Annotated in this window: 11 protein-coding genes, 3 tRNA genes, 3 rRNA genes and 1 other annotated feature; of the genes, 16 read left to right on the forward strand and 1 reads right to left on the reverse strand. The window is 43.4% G+C overall.

The features are described 5' to 3' along the window. The 12 genes from dnaA to rrf all read left to right on the forward strand — a co-directional run bounded on the left by dnaA (window position 1) and on the right by rrf (window position 14,984). Window positions 1-1,350, forward strand: coding sequence for a chromosomal replication initiator protein DnaA (gene dnaA, locus AC0VX1_RS00005; RefSeq protein WP_034316187.1), 1,350 nt, complete (start codon window positions 1-3; stop codon window positions 1,348-1,350). 192 nt (window positions 1,351-1,542) lie between these two features. Next, window positions 1,543-2,679, forward strand: a complete 1,137-nt coding sequence (gene dnaN, locus AC0VX1_RS00010; protein WP_054398443.1) for a DNA polymerase III subunit beta — start codon at window positions 1,543-1,545, stop codon at window positions 2,677-2,679. Window positions 2,680-2,898: 219 nt separating this feature from the next. Then, window positions 2,899-3,111, forward strand: coding sequence for a S4 domain-containing protein YaaA (gene yaaA / locus AC0VX1_RS00015; RefSeq protein WP_034316192.1), 213 nt, complete (start codon window positions 2,899-2,901; stop codon window positions 3,109-3,111). 21 nt (window positions 3,112-3,132) lie between these two features. Then, window positions 3,133-4,251, forward strand: coding sequence for a DNA replication/repair protein RecF (recF, locus tag AC0VX1_RS00020; protein ID WP_034316194.1), 1,119 nt, complete (start codon window positions 3,133-3,135; stop codon window positions 4,249-4,251). A gap of 12 nt (window positions 4,252-4,263) precedes the next feature. Beyond that, on the forward strand, window positions 4,264-4,527 hold the full coding sequence (remB, locus tag AC0VX1_RS00025; protein ID WP_034316197.1) for an extracellular matrix regulator RemB: 264 nt from the start codon (window positions 4,264-4,266) through the stop codon (window positions 4,525-4,527). 75 nt (window positions 4,528-4,602) lie between these two features. Beyond that, window positions 4,603-6,528, forward strand: a complete 1,926-nt coding sequence (gene gyrB, locus AC0VX1_RS00030; RefSeq protein WP_413023653.1) for a DNA topoisomerase (ATP-hydrolyzing) subunit B — start codon at window positions 4,603-4,605, stop codon at window positions 6,526-6,528. Between the two features lie 97 nt (window positions 6,529-6,625). After that, window positions 6,626-9,184, forward strand: coding sequence for a DNA gyrase subunit A (gyrA, locus tag AC0VX1_RS00035; protein ID WP_413023628.1), 2,559 nt, complete (start codon window positions 6,626-6,628; stop codon window positions 9,182-9,184). Window positions 9,185-9,930: 746 nt separating this feature from the next. Beyond that, window positions 9,931-11,481, forward strand: a 16S ribosomal RNA gene (locus AC0VX1_RS00040). Between the two features lie 116 nt (window positions 11,482-11,597). After that, window positions 11,598-11,674: transfer RNA gene (locus AC0VX1_RS00045), tRNA-Ile, on the forward strand. A gap of 16 nt (window positions 11,675-11,690) precedes the next feature. Beyond that, window positions 11,691-11,766, forward strand: a tRNA-Ala gene (locus AC0VX1_RS00050). A 104-nt stretch (window positions 11,767-11,870) separates the two neighbouring features. Next, window positions 11,871-14,803 (forward strand): 23S ribosomal RNA (locus AC0VX1_RS00055). A 65-nt stretch (window positions 14,804-14,868) separates the two neighbouring features. Then, window positions 14,869-14,984, forward strand: a 5S ribosomal RNA gene (rrf, locus tag AC0VX1_RS00060). Together the 16S, 23S and 5S rRNA genes with 2 tRNA genes alongside form the textbook arrangement of a ribosomal RNA operon. Before the next feature lie 81 nt (window positions 14,985-15,065). On the opposite strand, the gene AC0VX1_RS00065 is transcribed toward rrf, so the two are convergent. Then, window positions 15,066-16,031, reverse strand: coding sequence for a YaaC family protein (locus AC0VX1_RS00065; protein WP_404664892.1), 966 nt, complete (start codon window positions 16,029-16,031; stop codon window positions 15,066-15,068). Between the two features lie 111 nt (window positions 16,032-16,142). On the opposite strand from AC0VX1_RS00065, the gene guaB reads away from it, so the two are divergent. From guaB to AC0VX1_RS00085, 4 genes are all read left to right on the forward strand, one after another. Then, the gene (gene guaB / locus AC0VX1_RS00070; protein ID WP_048688703.1) at window positions 16,143-17,606 is read left to right on the forward strand and encodes an IMP dehydrogenase; all 1,464 of its coding nucleotides are present in this window, start codon (window positions 16,143-16,145) and stop codon (window positions 17,604-17,606) included. Between the two features lie 173 nt (window positions 17,607-17,779). Beyond that, window positions 17,780-19,099, forward strand: a complete 1,320-nt coding sequence (locus tag AC0VX1_RS00075) for a D-alanyl-D-alanine carboxypeptidase family protein (RefSeq protein ID WP_240520801.1) — start codon at window positions 17,780-17,782, stop codon at window positions 19,097-19,099. Window positions 19,100-19,168: 69 nt separating this feature from the next. Next, window positions 19,169-19,393, forward strand: a binding site (T-box leader). 63 nt (window positions 19,394-19,456) lie between these two features. Then, the gene (gene serS / locus AC0VX1_RS00080; RefSeq protein WP_034316273.1) at window positions 19,457-20,734 is read left to right on the forward strand and encodes a serine--tRNA ligase; all 1,278 of its coding nucleotides are present in this window, start codon (window positions 19,457-19,459) and stop codon (window positions 20,732-20,734) included. Window positions 20,735-20,866: 132 nt separating this feature from the next. Beyond that, window positions 20,867-20,959: transfer RNA gene (locus AC0VX1_RS00085), tRNA-Ser, on the forward strand. The last annotated feature ends 121 nt before the right edge of the window (window positions 20,960-21,080 follow it).

Consider the following 21,080-nt stretch of genomic DNA (forward strand, 5'->3'; position numbering starts at 1 on the left):
TTGGATAACATCGATAGCCTCTGGAACCAGGCGCTCGGAAAAATCGAAAAGAAAATCAGTAAACCAAGCTTTGAAACTTGGCTTAAATCAACCAAGGCTTATTTACTGCAAGGTGATACATTAACAGTCACCGCTCCCAATGAATTTGCCAGGGATTGGCTTGAAGAACGCTATTCCCATCTTATTTCCGATGTATTGTTTGAACTTACCGGTGAGGAATTGGAAGCAAAATTCATCATTCCCCCCAATCAAGAAGATGATGATTTTGCCGTACCTGTTCAGCCTAAAAAGATAAAAAAACAGGATAAAGAGCATGCTGCATTTCCACAGCATATGCTTAATGCGAAAAATACATTCGATACATTTGTCATCGGCTCCGGCAATCGTTTTGCCCATGCCGCGTCTCTCGCTGTCGCAGAAGCTCCGGCCAAAGCCTATAATCCCTTATTCATATACGGGGGCGTCGGCCTTGGAAAAACTCATTTAATGCATGCAATCGGGCATTATGTTCTAGAGCATAATCCGAATGCGAAGGTCGTTTATTTATCGTCTGAAAAGTTCACGAATGAATTCATCAACTCGATCCGGGACAATAAAGCTGGGGAATTCCGTGATAGATACCGAAGCGTGGATGTTTTATTAATTGATGATATTCAATTTCTTGCGGGAAAAGAACAAACTCAAGAAGAGTTTTTCCATACATTCAATGCGCTGCATGAAGAAAGCAAACAGATCGTCATCTCGAGTGACCGCCCGCCAAAAGAGATACCTACACTAGAGGATCGTCTCCGTTCAAGGTTTGAGTGGGGCTTGATCACGGATATCACGCCACCTGATCTGGAAACACGGATTGCCATATTACGTAAAAAGGCAAAAGCTGAGGGTCTTGATATCCCGAACGAAGTCATGCTCTATATAGCCAACCAAATCGATTCCAATATTCGTGAGCTTGAGGGTGCACTTATTCGTGTCGTCGCTTATTCTTCATTGATCAATAAAGATATAAATGCCGATTTGGCAGCTGAAGCATTAAAAGACATCATTCCTAGCTCAAAACCTAAAATAATCACCATCTTGGAAATCCAGAAGACGGTCGGTGAACATTATAGTGTCAAACTTGAGGATTTCAAGGCGAAAAAACGGACTAAATCCGTGGCCTTTCCAAGACAGATTGCCATGTATCTTTCCAGGGAATTGACGGACTCATCCCTGCCCAAGATAGGCGATGAATTTGGAGGCCGCGATCATACGACCGTCATCCATGCGCATGAAAAAATCTCCAAACTCATGCAAACGGACACCCAGCTTCAACGTCAGGTTAAAGAAATCCAGGACCAGCTGAGGGTATAATGGATTCTGGATAATGTGAATAACTGGTGACTACTTACACACAGTCTGTCCACATGTGGATAGACTGTTTTTCCTTAGGTTGAGTGGACTTATCCACATATCAACAGGGCCTACTACTATTACTACTATCTTTTTTAATAAAAATTATTAATAAATATGCCTATTCGGCAATAAAAAATTGGAGGATGAAACATGAGATTTATAATCCAAAGAGATCGATTAGTTCATAGTGTCCAAGAAGTAATGAAAGCAGTCACATCAAGAACGACGATTCCGATCCTAACAGGGATAAAGATAAGCGTTACTAGTGAGGGGGTCACTTTAACAGGTAGTGATTCAGATATTTCCATCCAATCATTCATTCCCGCTGAGGTTGACGGAGATGAGATAGTTGAAGTTAAAAGCAGCGGCGGTATAGTCCTGAATGCCCGTTTTTTCAGTGAAATTGTCAAAAAGCTGCCGATGGATACTGTAGAAATTGAAGTGGAGAATAACTTTCAAACGATTATTCGCTCGGGAAAAGCTGAATTTAATCTAAATGGACTGGATCCTGAGGAATATCCTCATCTTCCGATCATTGCAGAAGAAAATATTTTCAAACTTCCAACGGACCTTTTAAAGACCCTTATCCGCCAAACTGGCTTTGCAGTGTCCACATCAGAAACACGCCCCATCTTAACAGGTGTAAACTTGAAGGTTCAAGATGACGAATTGACCTGTATTGCAACAGATAGCCATAGGCTTGCAATGAGAACAGCCAAAATAGAAAATAAAATTAACGGGACCTATAGCGTTGTCATCCCAGGTAAAAGTCTGAATGAGTTAAGTAAAATCCTTGATGATACAAACGAACTCATTGAAATCGTCATTACCGAAAACCAAGTACTTTTCAAAGCTGAAAATTTATTATTCTTCTCAAGACTTCTTGAAGGGAATTATCCCGATACATCACGCTTGATTCCATCAGATAGCAAAACCGATGTGACTGTTCATACCAAGGATTTCCTTCAAGCGATCGACAGGGCTTCTTTATTGGCGAGAGAAGGAAGAAATAATGTCGTTAAATTGACAACTCTGGAAGGCCGTATAATCGAAGTCTCTTCCAATACTCCTGAAATTGGTAAAGTAATTGAGGAAGTTCAGGCAGAAGCCATTGAAGGCGAAGACCTGAAGATCTCATTCAGTGCCAAATTCGTAATGGATGCTCTAAAGGCATTGGAAGGATCCGATATAAAAATTAATTTCACAGGTGCAATGCGTCCGTTTGTCATTCGTCCGCTACATGACGATTCCATGCTGCAATTAATTCTCCCGGTAAGGACTTATTAAGCTAAAATAATATTTCAAAAAAATTAAAGGCTTGTATAGCAGGTCTTTAATTTTTTTATATTTAAACACAGGTTTCCAAAGGGGTTTTGGCGTTTTTTCAATGCTGTACGAGACTCTCAATCGCTAAAAACAAGAACTGAAAAAGCTATACTTTGTCTTAATGGGATTAATTTAGTAAAATGAAATATTAAAGACTACTTAGAAATGAGTGAAGCATGAATGGACTCCATAAAAATCAATACTGAATATATTACGCTTGGACAATTCCTGAAATTGGCCGATTTGATCCAAAGCGGCGGAATGGCGAAATGGTTCTTAAGTGAATACGAGGTTTACATTAATGGCGAATTAGACGTGAGAAGAGGCAGAAAATTAAGATCAGGTGATAAAATAGAGATTCCTGGATTTGGCACCTACACAATTACAAGCTAAAACATAAGGGAAGAGCGGAATATGTATATTGAAAATATAAGTTTGAAAAATTACCGCAACTATACCGAATTGAATCTGGCTTTTGAGAATAAAGTCAATGTAATCCTCGGCGAAAATGCTCAAGGAAAAACAAATGTCATGGAATCCATTTTCGTTTTAGCAATGGCAAAATCCCATCGGACCTCAAATGATAAAGAACTTATTCGCTGGGATGAAGAGTATGCTAAAATAGAAGGAAGAGTTAGAAAGAGAAATACCTCAATACCACTTGAGCTGACCATTTCAAAAAAAGGGAAAAAGGCGAAGTGCAACCATATTGAACAAAGAAAGTTGAGTCAATATGTCGGAAATATGAATGTGGTCATGTTTGCGCCTGAGGATCTTAACCTTGTAAAGGGAAGTCCTCTAGTCAGACGCCGTTTTATAGATATGGAAATTGGCCAGGTTTCTCCCGTATACCTTCATGATATGAGCCAATATCATAAAATACTTCAACAAAGAAATCATTACTTAAAGCTTCTGCAGACCCGGAAACAAACGGATACGACGATGCTTGACGTGCTGACCGATCAATTTATTCAGTATGCAGCGAAAATTGTCGAAAGAAGGTACGAGTTTCTTTTAAAGCTCCAGCAATGGGCAGAACCTATTCATTCGGGGATCTCCAGAAATCTAGAAGTATTGAAAATCCAATATAAACCGTCGCTTGATGTATCAGAATCTATGGATTTGACGAAAATGATAGAAGTATACACAGAAAAATTTGATAAAATAAAAACAAGGGAAATTGAACGGGGTGTTACACTGGTAGGTCCTCATCGTGACGACCTGGTTTTTTTTGTGAATGACCGTGATGTCCAGACATATGGTTCACAAGGACAACAGCGTACGACTGCCTTGTCTTTGAAACTTGCCGAAATTGAGCTGATCCATGAGGAAATCGGCGAGTATCCCATTTTATTATTGGATGATGTGTTATCGGAACTCGACGATTTCCGTCAATCCCATTTACTGAATACGATACAGGGGAAAGTGCAAACATTTGTGACGACACCCTCCGTTGATGGAATCGATCATCAAACCCTACGAGAAGCGTCCACCTTTTATGTTAGTCAAGGAAGTATAAAAAAGGTTAAATGATGAGGTGAATGTATGTATCTCCACATTGGTGAAGACATTCTTGTGAAAACGGACGATGTCATAGCCATTTTAGATAAGAAGCTGCTTCAGGCCTCTCCAATCATGAGTGAATTTTTGGAGAAAAAGTCCGATGTAACTTCCCATTTAGCAAAAAACTCGGTTAAATCGATTGTAGTGACGGACAAACAGGTTTATTATTCACCGCTCGCGTCGTCCACCTTGAAAAAGCGTTCACTGCAGCCATCGCTCTTAATCGATGATATAGATATTCTTTGAATTGTAGCTAAACGTTATAATTACTCCTGAAAATTGATAAATGCCAAAAGAAAAGTGTAGGTGATACGTATGACAATGGAACAAAAAGAAGTACAAGCTCAGGCATACGATGAGAATCAGATACAGGTTTTAGAAGGCTTAGAAGCAGTTCGTAAACGTCCGGGGATGTATATCGGCACTACCTCTGCAAAAGGACTTCACCATCTTGTTTGGGAAATTGTCGATAATAGTATTGATGAGGCACTGGCTGGTTTCTGTACGGAAATCAAAGTGACGATCGAAGAAGATAATAGCATAACCGTAGTCGATAATGGTCGGGGAATTCCAGTGGGGATCCATGAAAAAATGGGACGCCCGGCTGTAGAAGTAATCATGACGGTCCTTCATGCGGGCGGTAAATTTGGCGGCGGAGGTTATAAGGTCTCCGGCGGTCTGCATGGTGTGGGGGCATCAGTAGTTAATGCCTTATCCACGGTATTGGAAGTTTACGTTCATCGTGAAGGTAAAATCCATTATCAGCAATTTAACCGCGGTATCCCAAAAGAAGATTTGAAAATCATCGGGGAAACCGATCATACCGGAACGACTGTACACTTCATTCCTGATGGTGAAATCTTCACGGATACCTTGGAATATGATTTCGATACATTAGCCACAAGAATCCGTGAGCTTGCATTCTTGAATAAAGGCTTGAAACTGATCATTGAAGATAAACGTGAAGAAGAAGAAAAAATCAGGGAGTTCCACTATGAGGGCGGTATCAAATCTTATGTTGAGCATTTGAACCGTTCTAAAGAGGTATTGCATGAGGAACCGATTTTCATGGAAGGCGAGAAAGATGGGATTTCTGTTGAATTAGCTTTGCAATATAATGACAGCTATATCAGTAATGTCTTTTCTTTTGCCAATAATATTCATACCTATGAAGGCGGTACACATGAATCGGGATTCAAGACTGCTTTGACCCGTGTCATCAATGATTATGCACGGAAAAATGGTCTTTTAAAAGAAGCGGATGCCAATTTCTCAGGTGAAGATGTCCGGGAAGGTTTAACGGCAATCATTTCGATTAAGCATCCTGATCCGCAATTTGAAGGTCAGACGAAAACCAAGCTCGGAAACTCTGAGGTGAGAACGGTTACTGATTCCATTCTTTCGGAAAGACTTGATGCCTTCTTATACGAAAATCCTGCCGTGGCCCGGAAAATTGTAGATAAAGGGCAAATGGCAGCGAGAGCCCGTATGGCAGCGAAGAAAGCACGTGAATTGACCCGAAGGAAAAGTGCTTTGGAAGTATCCAATCTACCGGGTAAATTAGCAGATTGTTCCTCTAAGGACCCGAGTATCAGCGAATTGTACATCGTTGAAGGAAACTCGGCGGGAGGTTCGGCAAAACAAGGACGGGACCGCCATTTCCAAGCCATTTTGCCGCTAAGGGGTAAAATCCTGAATGTTGAAAAAGCACGATTGGACAGAATCCTGCACAATGAAGAAATAGGTACGATCATCACAGCACTTGGAACAGGCATTGGTGATGAATTCAATACTGAAAAGGCTAGATACCATAAAATTGTTATCATGACCGATGCGGATGTCGATGGTGCCCATATCAGAACGCTGATGTTGACATTCTTCTACCGGTATATGCGAAAAATTATCGAGTATGGATATATATATATTGCTCAGCCGCCACTTTTCAAGATTCAGCAAGGGAAAAAAGTGGATTATGCTTATAATGACCGCCAGCTTGAAGAAATCATGGCGAGTTTGCCAAGTACTCCTAAGCCTAACCTGCAGCGTTATAAAGGGCTGGGGGAAATGAATCCAGAGCAATTGTGGGAAACGACCATGAACCCTGAGACGAGAACGCTGCTTCAAGTCAGTTTGAAAGATGCTGCCGAGGCAGATGAAACTTTCGAGATGTTGATGGGCGACAAGGTCGAACCGCGACGTAACTTCATTGAAGAAAATGCAATTTATGTAAAAAATCTTGATATCTGATTTTTTGACAGGATGCTTTTTACATCCTGTTCTTTACATAGTGTACAAACAGTTAAATTTAAAAGAGAGTATAAGCTTTTAATAGGAGGTTGGCTCCATGTCAGAAAATGAAAGATCAGGTGTAAAAGAAATAAATATAAGTACCGAGATGCGGACATCGTTTTTGGATTATGCGATGAGTGTTATCGTGTCGCGGGCTTTGCCTGATGTAAGGGACGGTTTAAAACCGGTACACCGAAGAATTCTTTATGCAATGAACGATCTTGGAATGACTTCGGATAAACCATTTAAGAAATCAGCCCGTATTGTCGGGGAAGTCATCGGTAAATATCACCCGCATGGTGATTCGGCTGTATATGAAACGATGGTACGGATGGCGCAACCTTTTAACTATCGCTATATGCTTGTAGATGGTCATGGGAATTTCGGTTCAGTCGATGGTGACCAAGCTGCCGCAATGAGGTACACAGAAGCGAGAATGTCGAAAATCTCGATGGAGTTGCTTCGCGATTTAAATAAAGATACGGTCAATTTCCAAGATAACTACGATGGTTCAGAAAGAGAACCAGCCGTCATGCCTGCCCGTTTCCCGAACTTATTGGTGAATGGTTCATCAGGAATAGCGGTAGGAATGGCAACCAATATTCCGCCCCATCAATTAGGTGAGGTAATTGACGGCGTATTGGCTTTAAGCAAGAATCCTGAAATAACAATTCCAGAGTTGATGGAATATATCCCCGGGCCGGACTTTCCGACAGCCGGTTTGATTTTAGGACGAAGTGGAATCAGAAAGGCCTATGAAACCGGAAAAGGGTCAATCATTCAACGGGCGAAAGTCGAGATTGAAGAGAAACCGAATGGTAAACAGGTAATCCTTGTTAAGGAAATCCCTTATCAAGTGAATAAAGCAAGATTGATTGAAAAAATTGCAGAACTCGCTCGAGATAAGAAAATCGAAGGCATTACCGACTTACGGGATGAATCGGATCGCAATGGTATGCGTATTGTCATGGAGCTTCGAAAGGATGTTAACGCGAATGTCCTTTTAAACAACCTGTATAAGCATACCGCGATGCAGACCACCTTCGGAATCAATCTGCTTGCTTTGGTGGACGGTCAGCCTAAAGTGCTGAATTTAAAACAATGCCTGCACTACTACTTGGAACATCAGCAGGTAGTCATTCGGCGCAGGACTGAATTTGAATTACGGAAAGCGGAAGCTCGCGCCCATATTTTAGAAGGTTTGCGCATTGCACTTGATAATTTGGACGCAGTCATTTCGTTAATCCGCGGTTCCCAAACGACAGAAATTGCCCGTGAAGGCTTAATGACACAATTCTCACTTTCCGAAAAACAGGCGCAAGCTATCTTGGATATGCGCTTACAGCGCTTGACAGGTCTGGAACGTGAAAAAATTGAAGATGAATATCAGGCATTAATGGCTATAATTGCAGAATATAAAGCGATTCTTGCTGATGAGGAAAAGGTTCTTGAAATTATTCGTGAAGAGCTTCTTGAAATTAAAGAACGTTTTGATGATAAACGGAGAACTGAAATCACATTAGCCGGCTTTGAAAGCCTGGAAGATGAGGATTTAATTCCAGAGGAAAATATAATCGTGACACTTACGCATAACGGTTATATTAAACGCTTGCCTGCGACCACGTACCGCAGTCAAAAGCGCGGGGGCCGAGGAATACAGGGTATGGGCACGAATACAGATGACTTTGTCGGTCACTTGTTAACCACTTCGACTCATGACACTCTATTATTCTTCACCAACAAAGGGAAAGTCTATCGTTCCAAAGGTTATGAAATACCTGAATATGGAAGAACGGCAAAAGGATTGCCGCTTATCAACTTGTTGGAAGTCGATAAAGGCGAGTGGGTCAATGCAATCATACCGGTGAAGGAATTTGCTGACGATTGGTATTTATTCTTCACGACCAGACATGGGATATCGAAGCGTACACCTTTGTCATCTTTTGCAAATATCCGTAATAATGGTTTAATTGCCCTAGGTTTACGTGAAGATGATGAATTGATTTCTGTCCGGCTTACGAATGGAGAGAAACAAATCATAATTGGGACGAAAGCCGGGATGATGATTCGTTTCCCTGAGACGGATGTACGGACAATGGGACGTACTGCAGCGGGAGTGAAAGGGATTTCCTTAGGGGCGAATGATGAAGTGGTCGGAATGGAAATTCTTGAAGATGATGAAGAAGTCCTGATCGTTACGAAAAACGGCTATGGAAAACGGACCTCTGCGGAAGAATACCGTATTCAAAGCCGTGGAGGCAAGGGAATAAAAACATGTAATGTCACTGAGAAAAATGGCGAACTCATAGCTGTGAAAACAGTTACGGGTGTAGAGGAAGATTTGATGCTGATTACAGCAGCTGGTGTATTGATCCGAATGGAAGTCGAAGGCATTTCTAAAACGGGCCGTAATACACAGGGTGTTAAGCTCATCCGACTCGAATCCGCAGATAATGAATATGTTTCTACGGTGGCCATCGTAGGAAGGGAAGAAGAAGAAGAAAAAGACATGGATATAGAGGCGGTAACAAATCTAGATCCGGATTCTGATCCTGAACCTGAACCTACTGTAAATGAAGAAAATGAAGAAACTGAAAAAGATACGGAAGAATAATCTTTTCCTAAAAAAGGGGTTCGGAATTAAAATTCCGAACCCCTTTTGAAATTTCCTTTGATTATTTTAAAACAAAACAATGAGAAAGCGGGAGTATCTGTAAGTAACGCTCAAATTGTATAAACCGTAAAAAATTGTAGACCCAGCAATAAAGCTGGGTCTTTTTTGCATTAGCACGGTATCAAATGATATCAGAGTGTTCGGGTTTGGGTAAAGACTCGTTGGTTTCAAGTTACTTTCCAAATAAGCTTCGCTAATTTTTCCATGGGAAGCCGGGTCAAACTGAACAATGGATTCATCGCTGAAATCATTTTTATTGATGCTGGCTCGCAAACATGACCGGTCATAAAGGTGATGGATAGTGGGCAAATTATCAATTTAGGGATTAATCGTGAATTATATATAAAAGAAGTACTATAATGTTTAAAGAAAAAATTCACTCTTGAAATCTAAGCTTCTTCTTCTTGATCAGGGGTAAAGTCATAGTATTTGAAATCTATGAATGGATGAATATTATTTATTTTAAAATAACTATTGCTTTTATTCCTGATACTAGATATAATAACTAAGTCGACAGCGAAAGAATAAAGTTGTTGACAAGGGATAATATAAATGATATATTATTAAAGTCGCTTACGAAGTAACGACGATAAATCGCTCTTTGAAAACTGAACAGAACAAAGCGCCAACGTTAAATTTTAAGTGAGCACACACTATCAAAAAAGCAAATGAGCAAGTCAAACATTTCTTCGGAGAGTTTGATCCTGGCTCAGGACGAACGCTGGCGGCGTGCCTAATACATGCAAGTCGAGCGAATCGATGGGAGCTTGCTCCCTGAGATTAGCGGCGGACGGGTGAGTAACACGTGGGCAACCTGCCTATAAGACTGGGATAACTTCGGGAAACCGGAGCTAATACCGGATACGTTCTTTTCTCGCATGAGAGAAGATGGAAAGACGGTTTACGCTGTCACTTATAGATGGGCCCGCGGCGCATTAGCTAGTTGGTGAGGTAATGGCTCACCAAGGCGACGATGCGTAGCCGACCTGAGAGGGTGATCGGCCACACTGGGACTGAGACACGGCCCAGACTCCTACGGGAGGCAGCAGTAGGGAATCTTCCGCAATGGACGAAAGTCTGACGGAGCAACGCCGCGTGAACGAAGAAGGCCTTCGGGTCGTAAAGTTCTGTTGTTAGGGAAGAACAAGTACCAGAGTAACTGCTGGTACCTTGACGGTACCTAACCAGAAAGCCACGGCTAACTACGTGCCAGCAGCCGCGGTAATACGTAGGTGGCAAGCGTTGTCCGGAATTATTGGGCGTAAAGCGCGCGCAGGTGGTTCCTTAAGTCTGATGTGAAAGCCCACGGCTCAACCGTGGAGGGTCATTGGAAACTGGGGAACTTGAGTGCAGAAGAGGAAAGTGGAATTCCAAGTGTAGCGGTGAAATGCGTAGAGATTTGGAGGAACACCAGTGGCGAAGGCGACTTTCTGGTCTGTAACTGACACTGAGGCGCGAAAGCGTGGGGAGCAAACAGGATTAGATACCCTGGTAGTCCACGCCGTAAACGATGAGTGCTAAGTGTTAGAGGGTTTCCGCCCTTTAGTGCTGCAGCTAACGCATTAAGCACTCCGCCTGGGGAGTACGGCCGCAAGGCTGAAACTCAAAGGAATTGACGGGGGCCCGCACAAGCGGTGGAGCATGTGGTTTAATTCGAAGCAACGCGAAGAACCTTACCAGGTCTTGACATCCTCTGACAACCCTAGAGATAGGGCTTTCCCCTTCGGGGGACAGAGTGACAGGTGGTGCATGGTTGTCGTCAGCTCGTGTCGTGAGATGTTGGGTTAAGTCCCGCAACGAGCGCAACCCTTGATCTTAGTTGCCAGCATTCAGTTGGGCACTCTAAGGTGACTGCCGGTGACAAACCGGAGGAAGGTGGGGATGACGTCAAATCATCATGCCCCTTATGACCTGGGCTACACACGTGCTACAATGGATGGTACAAAGGGCTGCAAACCTGCGAAGGTAAGCGAATCCCATAAAGCCATTCTCAGTTCGGATTGCAGGCTGCAACTCGCCTGCATGAAGCCGGAATCGCTAGTAATCGCGGATCAGCATGCCGCGGTGAATACGTTCCCGGGCCTTGTACACACCGCCCGTCACACCACGAGAGTTTGTAACACCCGAAGTCGGTGAGGTAACCTTCATGGAGCCAGCCGCCTAAGGTGGGACAGATGATTGGGGTGAAGTCGTAACAAGGTAGCCGTATCGGAAGGTGCGGCTGGATCACCTCCTTTCTAAGGATAATTACGAGAGCGCTTTTGTTTTGTTCAGTTTTGAATGAGTGATTCATTCAATTAAATAGCAATCCCGCGATAAGCTTGGGAAGCAGAAGCTTATTATTTATGTGAATGGGCCTATAGCTCAGCTGGTTAGAGCGCACGCCTGATAAGCGTGAGGTCGATGGTTCGAGTCCATTTAGGCCCACCATTCCATTTCCCAAAACGGGGCCTTAGCTCAGCTGGGAGAGCGCCTGCCTTGCACGCAGGAGGTCAGCGGTTCGATCCCGCTAGGCTCCACCAATGAAACAATCACGTTGTGATTGGGACAGCTTGTTCCTTGAAAACTAGATAATAGATAGAAGGCAATTAATTTTTTTCAAAGCATCTGTAAGATCTTTTTTAACGGTTAAGTTAGAAAGGGCGCACGGTGGATGCCTTGGCACTAGGAGCCGATGAAGGACGGGACTAACACCGATATGCTTCGGGGAGCTGTAAGTAAGCTTTGATCCGGAGATTTCCGAATGGGGAAACCCACTGTTCGTAATGGAACAGTATCTTTACCTGAATACATAGGGTACTGAAGGCAGACCCGGGGAACTGAAACATCTAAGTACCCGGAGGAAGAGAAAGCAAACGCGATTTCCTGAGTAGCGGCGAGCGAAACGGAATTAGCCCAAACCAAGAGGCTTGCCTCTTGGGGTTGTAGGACACTCAACATGGAGTTACAAAGGAACGGGGTAAATGAAGCGACCTGGAAAGGTCCGTCGAAGAAGGTAAAAACCCTGTAGTTGAAACTTCGTTCCCTCCTGAGTGGATCCTGAGTACGGCGGGACACGAGAAATCCCGTCGGAAGCAGGGAGGACCATCTCCCAAGGCTAAATACTCCCTAGTGACCGATAGTGAACCAGTACCGTGAGGGAAAGGTGAAAAGCACCCCGGAAGGGGAGTGAAATAGATCCTGAAACCGTGTGCCTACAAGTAGTCAAAGCCCGTTAATGGGTAATGGCGTGCCTTTTGTAGAATGAACCGGCGAGTTACGATTTCATGCGAGGTTAAGTTGATGAGACGGAGCCGCAGCGAAAGCGAGTCTGAATAGGGCGAATGAGTATGAGGTCGTAGACCCGAAACCAGGTGATCTACCCATGTCCAGGGTGAAGTTCAGGTAACACTGAATGGAGGCCCGAACCCACGCACGTTGAAAAGTGCGGGGATGAGGTGTGGGTAGCGGAGAAATTCCAATCGAACCTGGAGATAGCTGGTTCTCTCCGAAATAGCTTTAGGGCTAGCCTCAAGATGAGAGTATTGGAGGTAGAGCACTGATTGGACTAGGGGCCCCCAACGGGTTACCGAATTCAGTCAAACTCCGAATGCCAAATACTTATTCTTGGGAGTCAGACTGCGAGTGATAAGATCCGTAGTCGAAAGGGAAACAGCCCAGACCACCAGCTAAGGTCCCAAAGTATACGTTAAGTGGAAAAGGATGTGGAGTTGCTTAGACAACCAGGATGTTGGCTTAGAAGCAGCCACCATTTAAAGAGTGCGTAATAGCTCACTGGTCGAGTGACTCCGCGCCGAAAATGTACCGGGGCTAAACGTATCACCGAAGCTGTGGATTGACACCGTATGGTGTCGATGGTAGGAGAGCGTTCTAAGGGCGTTGAAGTCAGACCGGAAGGACTGGTGGAGCGCTTAGAAGTGAGAATGCCGGTATGAGTAGCGAAAGAAGGGTGAGAATCCCTTCCACCGAATGCCTAAGGTTTCCTGAGGAAGGCTCGTCCGCTCAGGGTTAGTCGGGACCTAAGCCGAGGCCGAAAGGCGTAGGCGATGGACAACAGGTTGATATTCCTGTACCACCTATACATCGTTTGAACGATGGGGGGACGCAGAAGGATAGGGTAAGCGCGCTGTTGGATATGCGCGTCCAAGCAGTTAGGCCGGAAACGAGGCAAATCCCGTTTCCATTAAGGCGGAGCTGTGATGGCGAGGGAAATATAGTACCGAAGTTCCTGATTCCACGCTGCCAAGAAAAGCCTCTAGTGAGATGTAAGGTGCCCGTACCGCAAACCGACACAGGTAGGCGAGGAGAGAATCCTAAGGTGTGCGAGAGAACTCTCGTTAAGGAACTCGGCAAAATGACCCCGTAACTTCGGGAGAAGGGGTGCTTTTTAGGGTGAATAGCCCAGAAAAGCCGCAGTGAATAGGCCCAGGCGACTGTTTAGCAAAAACACAGGTCTCTGCGAAGCCGCAAGGCGAAGTATAGGGGCTGACACCTGCCCGGTGCTGGAAGGTTAAGGGGAGAGGTTAGCGCAAGCGAAGCTTTGAACCGAAGCCCCAGTAAACGGCGGCCGTAACTATAACGGTCCTAAGGTAGCGAAATTCCTTGTCGGGTAAGTTCCGACCCGCACGAAAGGTGTAACGATCTGGGCACTGTCTCAACGAGAGACTCGGTGAAATTATAGTACCTGTGAAGATGCAGGTTACCCGCGACAGGACGGAAAGACCCCGTGGAGCTTTACTGCAGCCTGATATTGAATTTTGGTACAGCTTGTACAGGATAGGTAGGAGCCTGAGAAGCCGGAGCGCCAGCTTCGGTGGAGGCGTTGGTGGGATACTACCCTGGCTGTATTGAAATTCTAACCCGCGCCCCTTATCGGGGTGGGAGACAGTGTCAGGTGGGCAGTTTGACTGGGGCGGTCGCCTCCTAAAGAGTAACGGAGGCGCCCAAAGGTTCCCTCAGAATGGTTGGAAATCATTCGTAGAGTGTAAAGGCACAAGGGAGCTTGACTGCGAGACCTACAAGTCGAGCAGGGACGAAAGTCGGGCTTAGTGATCCGGTGGTTCCGCATGGAAGGGCCATCGCTCAACGGATAAAAGCTACCCCGGGGATAACAGGCTTATCTCCCCCAAGAGTCCACATCGACGGGGAGGTTTGGCACCTCGATGTCGGCTCATCGCATCCTGGGGCTGTAGTCGGTCCCAAGGGTTGGGCTGTTCGCCCATTAAAGCGGTACGCGAGCTGGGTTCAGAACGTCGTGAGACAGTTCGGTCCCTATCCGTCGCGGGCGCAGGAAATTTGAGAGGAGCTGTCCTTAGTACGAGAGGACCGGGATGGACGCACCGCTGGTGTACCAGTTGTCTTGCCAAAGGCATAGCTGGGTAGCTACGTGCGGACGGGATAAGTGCTGAAAGCATCTAAGCATGAAGCCCCCCTCAAGATGAGATTTCCCATGGCGCAAGCTAGTAAGATCCCTGAAAGATGATCAGGTTGATAGGTCAGAGGTGGAAGCATGGTGACATGTGGAGCTGACTGATACTAATAGATCGAGGACTTAACCAACGCTTTTTAAAAAAATGAAATACCTTCTTATTATCTAGTTTTGAAGGAACAACGTTCCTTTTATGTTTGGTGGCGATAGCGAAGAGGTCACACCCGTTCCCATTCCGAACACGGCAGTTAAGCTCTTCAGCGCCGATGGTAGTTGGGGGTTTCCCCCTGTGAGAGTAGGACGCCGCCAAGCCATTTAAAAAGATCAGCCATCCGGCTGGTCTTTTTTTGTCGTTTCAGGTCAGATCATTTCACCAATAGGGTGTTGGAAGGATCAGATGTGGAACCTTTCCGACTTAATCCATTCAAATATTAAAAATGGCACCTTAGCTTGGCTTATTTTAAGGAATTGCACAATGCAAGGGTAATCGTCATTAGGCATGGTTTTCATCAGCTCTGCCCACCATTCTGTTTCATAACGAGCTATTATGCTAAGGTTATAAGAAATCAAATAATGAATCAAAAGTTCAGGTAATGAAAAAGCGGACGAATCTTTATTCAGAGATAGCATGAATTGTCCTTCTTCCAAATTATACCGTATTGGAGATGTGGCATTATGAATGGGAACACCCTCTGTTTTTAAATGCAGTGTTCCGGCAGCTTCCGAAATACTGTAAATTTGATTTGTTTTAGCTTTCAAAAATTCTTCCAATCGACTGCTGGACATTTGATAGCTATCCAATATGGTTGAAGGCAATTGAAAACCATTGGGAGAGGGTAGCAGGGCGACGAAATTTTTCTTGGAAATGGACCATGTAAAGTTTTGCATATCCGGGATTTCCTTCATAAGTGTACCCATGGAAAACTTTTCACCTTCCAGATGCTTGATATGAAATAATTTCTCGGCGATGCAGGTGAAAAGTCCATTTTTTTGCGTTTTTACTTCATCCTTCAGAAATTCATATTGTTGCTTTTTCTTTTTCCTCGTAGTTACCCCATGGGCAAGCATCGAAGTCGATTCCGGATAGTTAGGATCAATCGTGAGCAGACAAGCCTTTAATAATTGGGCGAATCCATAAAATGTAAGGATTGGTTGAATGGAAAGTGGTGCAATGGCTGCCTGATTATAATAAGTTTTGGCATGTTCAAGATGGTAAATAAATGGATAACAATTATCATAACTTTTTATTTCCGCTTCTGCTATTTTTTCTTGTGTGTAACATTTTTGTAAAAAAAGTTGAGAGGAAGATGCGGAAAAAAAAGGTGTATATTTATCGAAATTATCATTGTTTTCAGGCATTGCAGCTGTCCTCCGAATTAATAGAATAATCAAACATTTATTTCTCTTCTTGACAGTAGTATGTCCTATTGATAACCTACAAATAATATTTTTAAGCAGGAGGGGAAAATAATGTGGGAAAATAAATTTGCAAAAGAAGGTTTAACCTTTGATGATGTCCTATTAATTCCAGCGAAATCAGAGGTTTTGCCGAAAGATGTCAACCTTCAAGTCAACTTAGCTGAAAACTTAAAGCTCAACCTTCCTATCATCAGTGCAGGAATGGATACCGTGACAGAAGCAGAGATGGCGATTGCCATGGCTCGTCAAGGCGGATTGGGTATCATTCATAAAAATATGTCCATTGAAGCACAAGCTGAACTGGTGGATAAAGTAAAACGTTCAGAAAGCGGTGTAATTACCGATCCATTTTTCTTGACGCCAGATCACCAGGTATTCGATGCAGAGCATTTAATGGGTAAATATCGCATTTCGGGTGTTCCTGTAGTCAACAATATTGAGGATCAAAAACTTGTGGGTATCATTACAAACCGTGATTTGCGATTTATTTCCGATTTTTCCTTGAAGATTTCCAGTGTCATGACTGTTGAGAATCTCGTCACAGCACCAGTAGGAACTAACTTGGAACAAGCAGAGAAGATTCTTCAAAAGTATAAAATCGAAAAGCTTCCTCTTGTAGACGATAATGGAGTTCTTAAAGGACTTATTACGATCAAGGATATCGAGAAAGTCATTGAGTTCCCGAATTCGGCGAAAGATAAGCAAGGGAGATTGCTTGCAGGTGCTGCAGTCGGAGTCACTAAGGATACAATGAAGCGTGTTGAAATGCTTGTTAAGTCCCATGTCGATGCAATTGTACTTGATACAGCTCATGGTCATTCAGAAGGCGTCCTTGAAATGGTGAAGGAAATCCGCGCGACTTATCCTGAATTGACGATCATTGCCGGTAATGTTGCAACAGCTGAAGGGACGAAAGCATTGATTGAAGCGGGAGCCGATGTAGTGAAAGTGGGAATCGGACCAGGGTCAATCTGTACGACAAGGGTTGTAGCCGGTGTAGGTGTTCCACAAATCACGGCAGTCTTCGATTGTGCAACAGAAGCAAGAAAGCATGGTAAAACGATTATCGCTGATGGCGGAATTAAATATTCAGGAGATATCGTTAAAGCCCTGGCTGCAGGCGGACATGCAGTAATGCTTGGCAGTATGCTTGCAGGTGTAACTGAAAGCCCTGGCGAAACGGAAATTTTCCAAGGTCGCCGTTTTAAAGTGTATCGGGGTATGGGATCTGTTGCTGCAATGGAAAAAGGATCTAAAGATCGTTACTTCCAGGAAGATAACAAGAAATTCGTTCCGGAAGGCATCGAAGGGCGCCTTCCATACAAAGGACCTCTATCAGATACCATTTTCCAACTGATTGGCGGCATTCGTTCAGGTATGGGATATTGCGGTACAGCCACATTGGAAGAGTTGAGAGAAAACTCTCAATTTGTCAAAATGACCGGTGCAGGATTAAGGGAGAGCCATCCTCATGATGTCCAAATCACTAAAGAAGCACCGAACTACTCAATGTAATGAATTTAACATATAATCGTCATTAAAATTTATTATTAAAATAGACAGAGTCTGCGATTACTCTGTCTATTTTTTTTATTTTTTCTGTGATAAACTAGACAAGGTGTCAAGGGATTTACATAAAGTTTCTTCTTTGTTATAGAGATTAGCTTAAAAGTTGGAGGTATTGGAAATTGAAAAAAATCAGCAAGATGACCCTCATTTTCACTTTTGTTTTTGTTCTTGTTATGTCGCAATTTGCCTATCAACCGGGGGAAGCTGTTGCTGAATCTGATAATTTAGGTTTAAAAGCAGAGGCAGCCATCATAATCGATGGTGAAACGGGACAAATCGTGTATGAAAAAAATGCCGATAAAGTATTAGGGATTGCATCCATGTCTAAAATGATGACCGAGTACATCATAATGGAGTCAATTGAAAATGGGAAAATCAGTTGGGATCAAAAAGTAAAAATAAATAAATATGTACATGACCTTTCAAAAGCACCCAATTTGTCGAATGTTGGGTTAACGGAAGGTGAAGATTATACAGTTAAGGAACTATATCAAGCTATGGCCGTCTATTCAGGAAATGCGGCAACAGTAGCTTTAGCACAGCTAGTTTCCGGAAGTGAAAAGAGCTTCGTTAAGTTAATGAACGAAAAAGCAAAGGAATTAGGCTTGAAACATCATAAATTCGTTAACGCCAGCGGGTTGAATAACTCCGATTTATTAGGGCAATATCCTTCAGGTGATGAAGATGATGAAAATATCATGACAGCAAAAGATACTGCACTTCTTGCTTATCGTTTAATAAATGATTATCCGGAAGTTTTAAAAATCGCCAGCATTCCTAAATTGAAGTTCCGTGATGGAAAAGAATATCCAAACTTCAACTGGATGCTGCCTGGCCTGATTTTTGAATATAAAGGCGTAGACGGACTAAAGACGGGATCTACCGACTTTGCCGGTTATGGTCATACAGGGACGGTTATCCGGGACGGTCAGCGCTATATCACGGTGGTCATGAAGTCCACTAATAAAAACGAACGTTTTGCAGATAGCACTAAGCTTATGAACTATGCTTATGCAACATTTAAAAAGGAAAAAGTCCTTCCAGCCAACTACCAGGTGAAAGGGAAAGAAACACTTTCAGTAGTGAAAGGCAAGGAAAAAGACGTTAAGATTCAATCTGAAAAAGCAATCGAGCTACTTGTTGAAAATGGTGGGAAAGACAACTATAAAACAGACTTAGTGATCGATAAAAACAAATTGAATGATGATGGTAAGCTGACTGCACCAATCAAAAAAGGTGAAAAGCTAGGCTACATCACAGTCACTCCTAAAAAAGGAGAAGATTACGGGTACATCAACGGCGATCCAGTTAAGGTTAACGTCGTAGCTGCCGAATCCGTTGAAAAGGCAAACTGGTTCGTATTATCAATGCGGGCGGTTGGCGGATTCTTTGGAGACGTTTGGAGCAGTGTAGCTTCCACTGTTAAAGGATGGTTTTAAGTTTACTGTATAAAACGGTTGCGTAATGTATAAAATTATAGTACATTATGGAAAACAATCTGATTATATAAGAAAGCAATGACAGGAAATAGTAACAAGTATTTCTTTCTATAGAGAGCCGATGGCTGGTGGAAATCGGTGTGAGAGTTTTGTGAATCCCTCCTGGAGCAGAGTATGGAAAGCCTTTTGGGCCAGTAAATACTTTCGGTTAAAAGCCGTTATCGTGATAAGTGGTAGGCGTTTTTCATAGGCCTTCAACTAGGGTGGCAACGCGGGTTAACTCTCGTCCCTTCTTCAGGGGACGGGAGTTTTTTGCGTTCTTTGATAAATCATCAAAAATATTAAGGAGGAACTGAAATGTTGGATTTGAAATATGTAAGAAATAATTTTGAAGAAGTGAAGCGTGTATTGCAATTCAGAGGGGAAGATTTAACTGATTTAGGGAAATTCGAGGAACTGGATGTAAAGCGCCGGACCTTGATTGCTGAAACGGAAAAGTTGAAAAGCCAAAGAAATGAAGTTTCACAGCAAGTGGCCATATTGAAACGGGAGAAAAAAGATGCAGATCAGTTGATTGCGGAAATGCGTGAAGTCGGTGACCGTATAAAAGGTTTCGATGATGAGCTTCGTGAAGTTGAAGCACAATTAGAAACATTACTTCTTTCCATTCCTAATATACCGCATGAAAGCGTGCCTGTTGGTGAGACGGAAGACGATAATGTCGAAATCCGTAAATGGGGGGAGTTACCTGAATTCAAGTTTGAACCGAAACCACACTGGGATGTAGCTGGAGATCTAGGCATCCTGGATTTTGAAAGGGCAGCAAAAGTGACCGGAAGCCGATTTGTATTTTATCGCGGTCTTGGTGCCCGATTAGAGCGTGCACTAATTAGCTTTATGTTAGACCTTCATGTTGAGGAACACGGATATGAAGAAATGCTGCCGCCATATATGGTGAACCGTGCAAGCATGACTGGGACAGGTCAATTGCCAAAATTCGAAGAGGATGCTTTCCGTATTGAAAGTGATGATTACTTCTTGATTCCTACAGCTGAAGTGCCGGTGACAAATTTCCATCGTGATGAAATCATGAGCACGGACGATCTGCCGATTAGCTATGCGGCATACAGTGCTTCATTCCGTTCAGAGGCAGGATCTGCGGGCCGTGATACGCGAGGGCTAATTCGTCAGCACCAGTTCAATAAAGTTGAACTAGTGAAGTTCGTGAAGCCGGAAGATTCCTATGCAGAGTTGGAAAACCTTACAGGTCATGCCGAAAAGGTCCTCCAATTGCTGGGTCTTCCATACCGAGTGCTAAGCATGTGTACAGGTGATCTTGGTTTCACAGCTGCTAAAAAGTATGATATCGAGGTTTGGATCCCGAGCTATGGAACGTACCGCGAAATTTCTTCTTGCAGTAACTTTGAAGCATTCCAGGCTAGACGGGCCAATATTCGCTTCAGACGTGATGCAAAAGGCAAACCGGAACACGTCCATACCCTAAATGGATCAGGTTTGGCAATCGGCCGTACAGTCGCTGCCCTTTTGGAGAATTACCAGCAGGAAGATGGCAGTGTTATCATTCCTGAAGTATTACGTCCATATATGCGTGGTGCGGAAGTCATTAAACCGTAAGTCAAAGGGAATCAGCTTCTGGTTAAAGAGGCTGATTCCCCTTTTTATTAAAGTTTGAAAATTATTTTAAAAAAACTTTATAGAGGGCTTGACTTTGATTTTGATTCCATGTAATATAATAAATGTTGATACGGAGGTATACCCAAGTCCGGCTGAAGGGATCGGTCTTGAAAACCGACAGGGGAGTCAAATCCCGCGGGGGTTCGAATCCCTCTACCTCCTCCATAACTTATTAATAACCACAGCGCATAAATTGGATATCGATGAATTCCGTTACAGTTATGTAACGGAATTTTTGTTTTCTAATATATTAAAAAACCACCGGATAACCGGTGGTTTTTCTGTT

The sequence above is a fragment of the Peribacillus sp. QJM3NY_7 genome, from assembly GCF_056173225.1.

Coding starts and splice junctions, on each gene's coding strand:
- remB (WP_034316197.1), top strand. CDS start 4,264: ATGTATCTCCACATTGGTGAAGACATTCTTGTGAAAACGGACGATGTC.
- serS (WP_034316273.1), top strand. CDS start 19,457: ATGTTGGATTTGAAATATGTAAGAAATAATTTTGAAGAAGTGAAGCGT.
- gyrB (WP_413023653.1), top strand. CDS start 4,603: ATGGAACAAAAAGAAGTACAAGCTCAGGCATACGATGAGAATCAGATA.
- AC0VX1_RS00065 (WP_404664892.1), bottom strand. CDS start 16,031: ATGCCTGAAAACAATGATAATTTCGATAAATATACACCTTTTTTTTCC.
- recF (WP_034316194.1), top strand. CDS start 3,133: ATGTATATTGAAAATATAAGTTTGAAAAATTACCGCAACTATACCGAA.
- guaB (WP_048688703.1), top strand. CDS start 16,143: ATGTGGGAAAATAAATTTGCAAAAGAAGGTTTAACCTTTGATGATGTC.
- gyrA (WP_413023628.1), top strand. CDS start 6,626: ATGTCAGAAAATGAAAGATCAGGTGTAAAAGAAATAAATATAAGTACC.
- dnaN (WP_054398443.1), top strand. CDS start 1,543: ATGAGATTTATAATCCAAAGAGATCGATTAGTTCATAGTGTCCAAGAA.
- yaaA (WP_034316192.1), top strand. CDS start 2,899: ATGGACTCCATAAAAATCAATACTGAATATATTACGCTTGGACAATTC.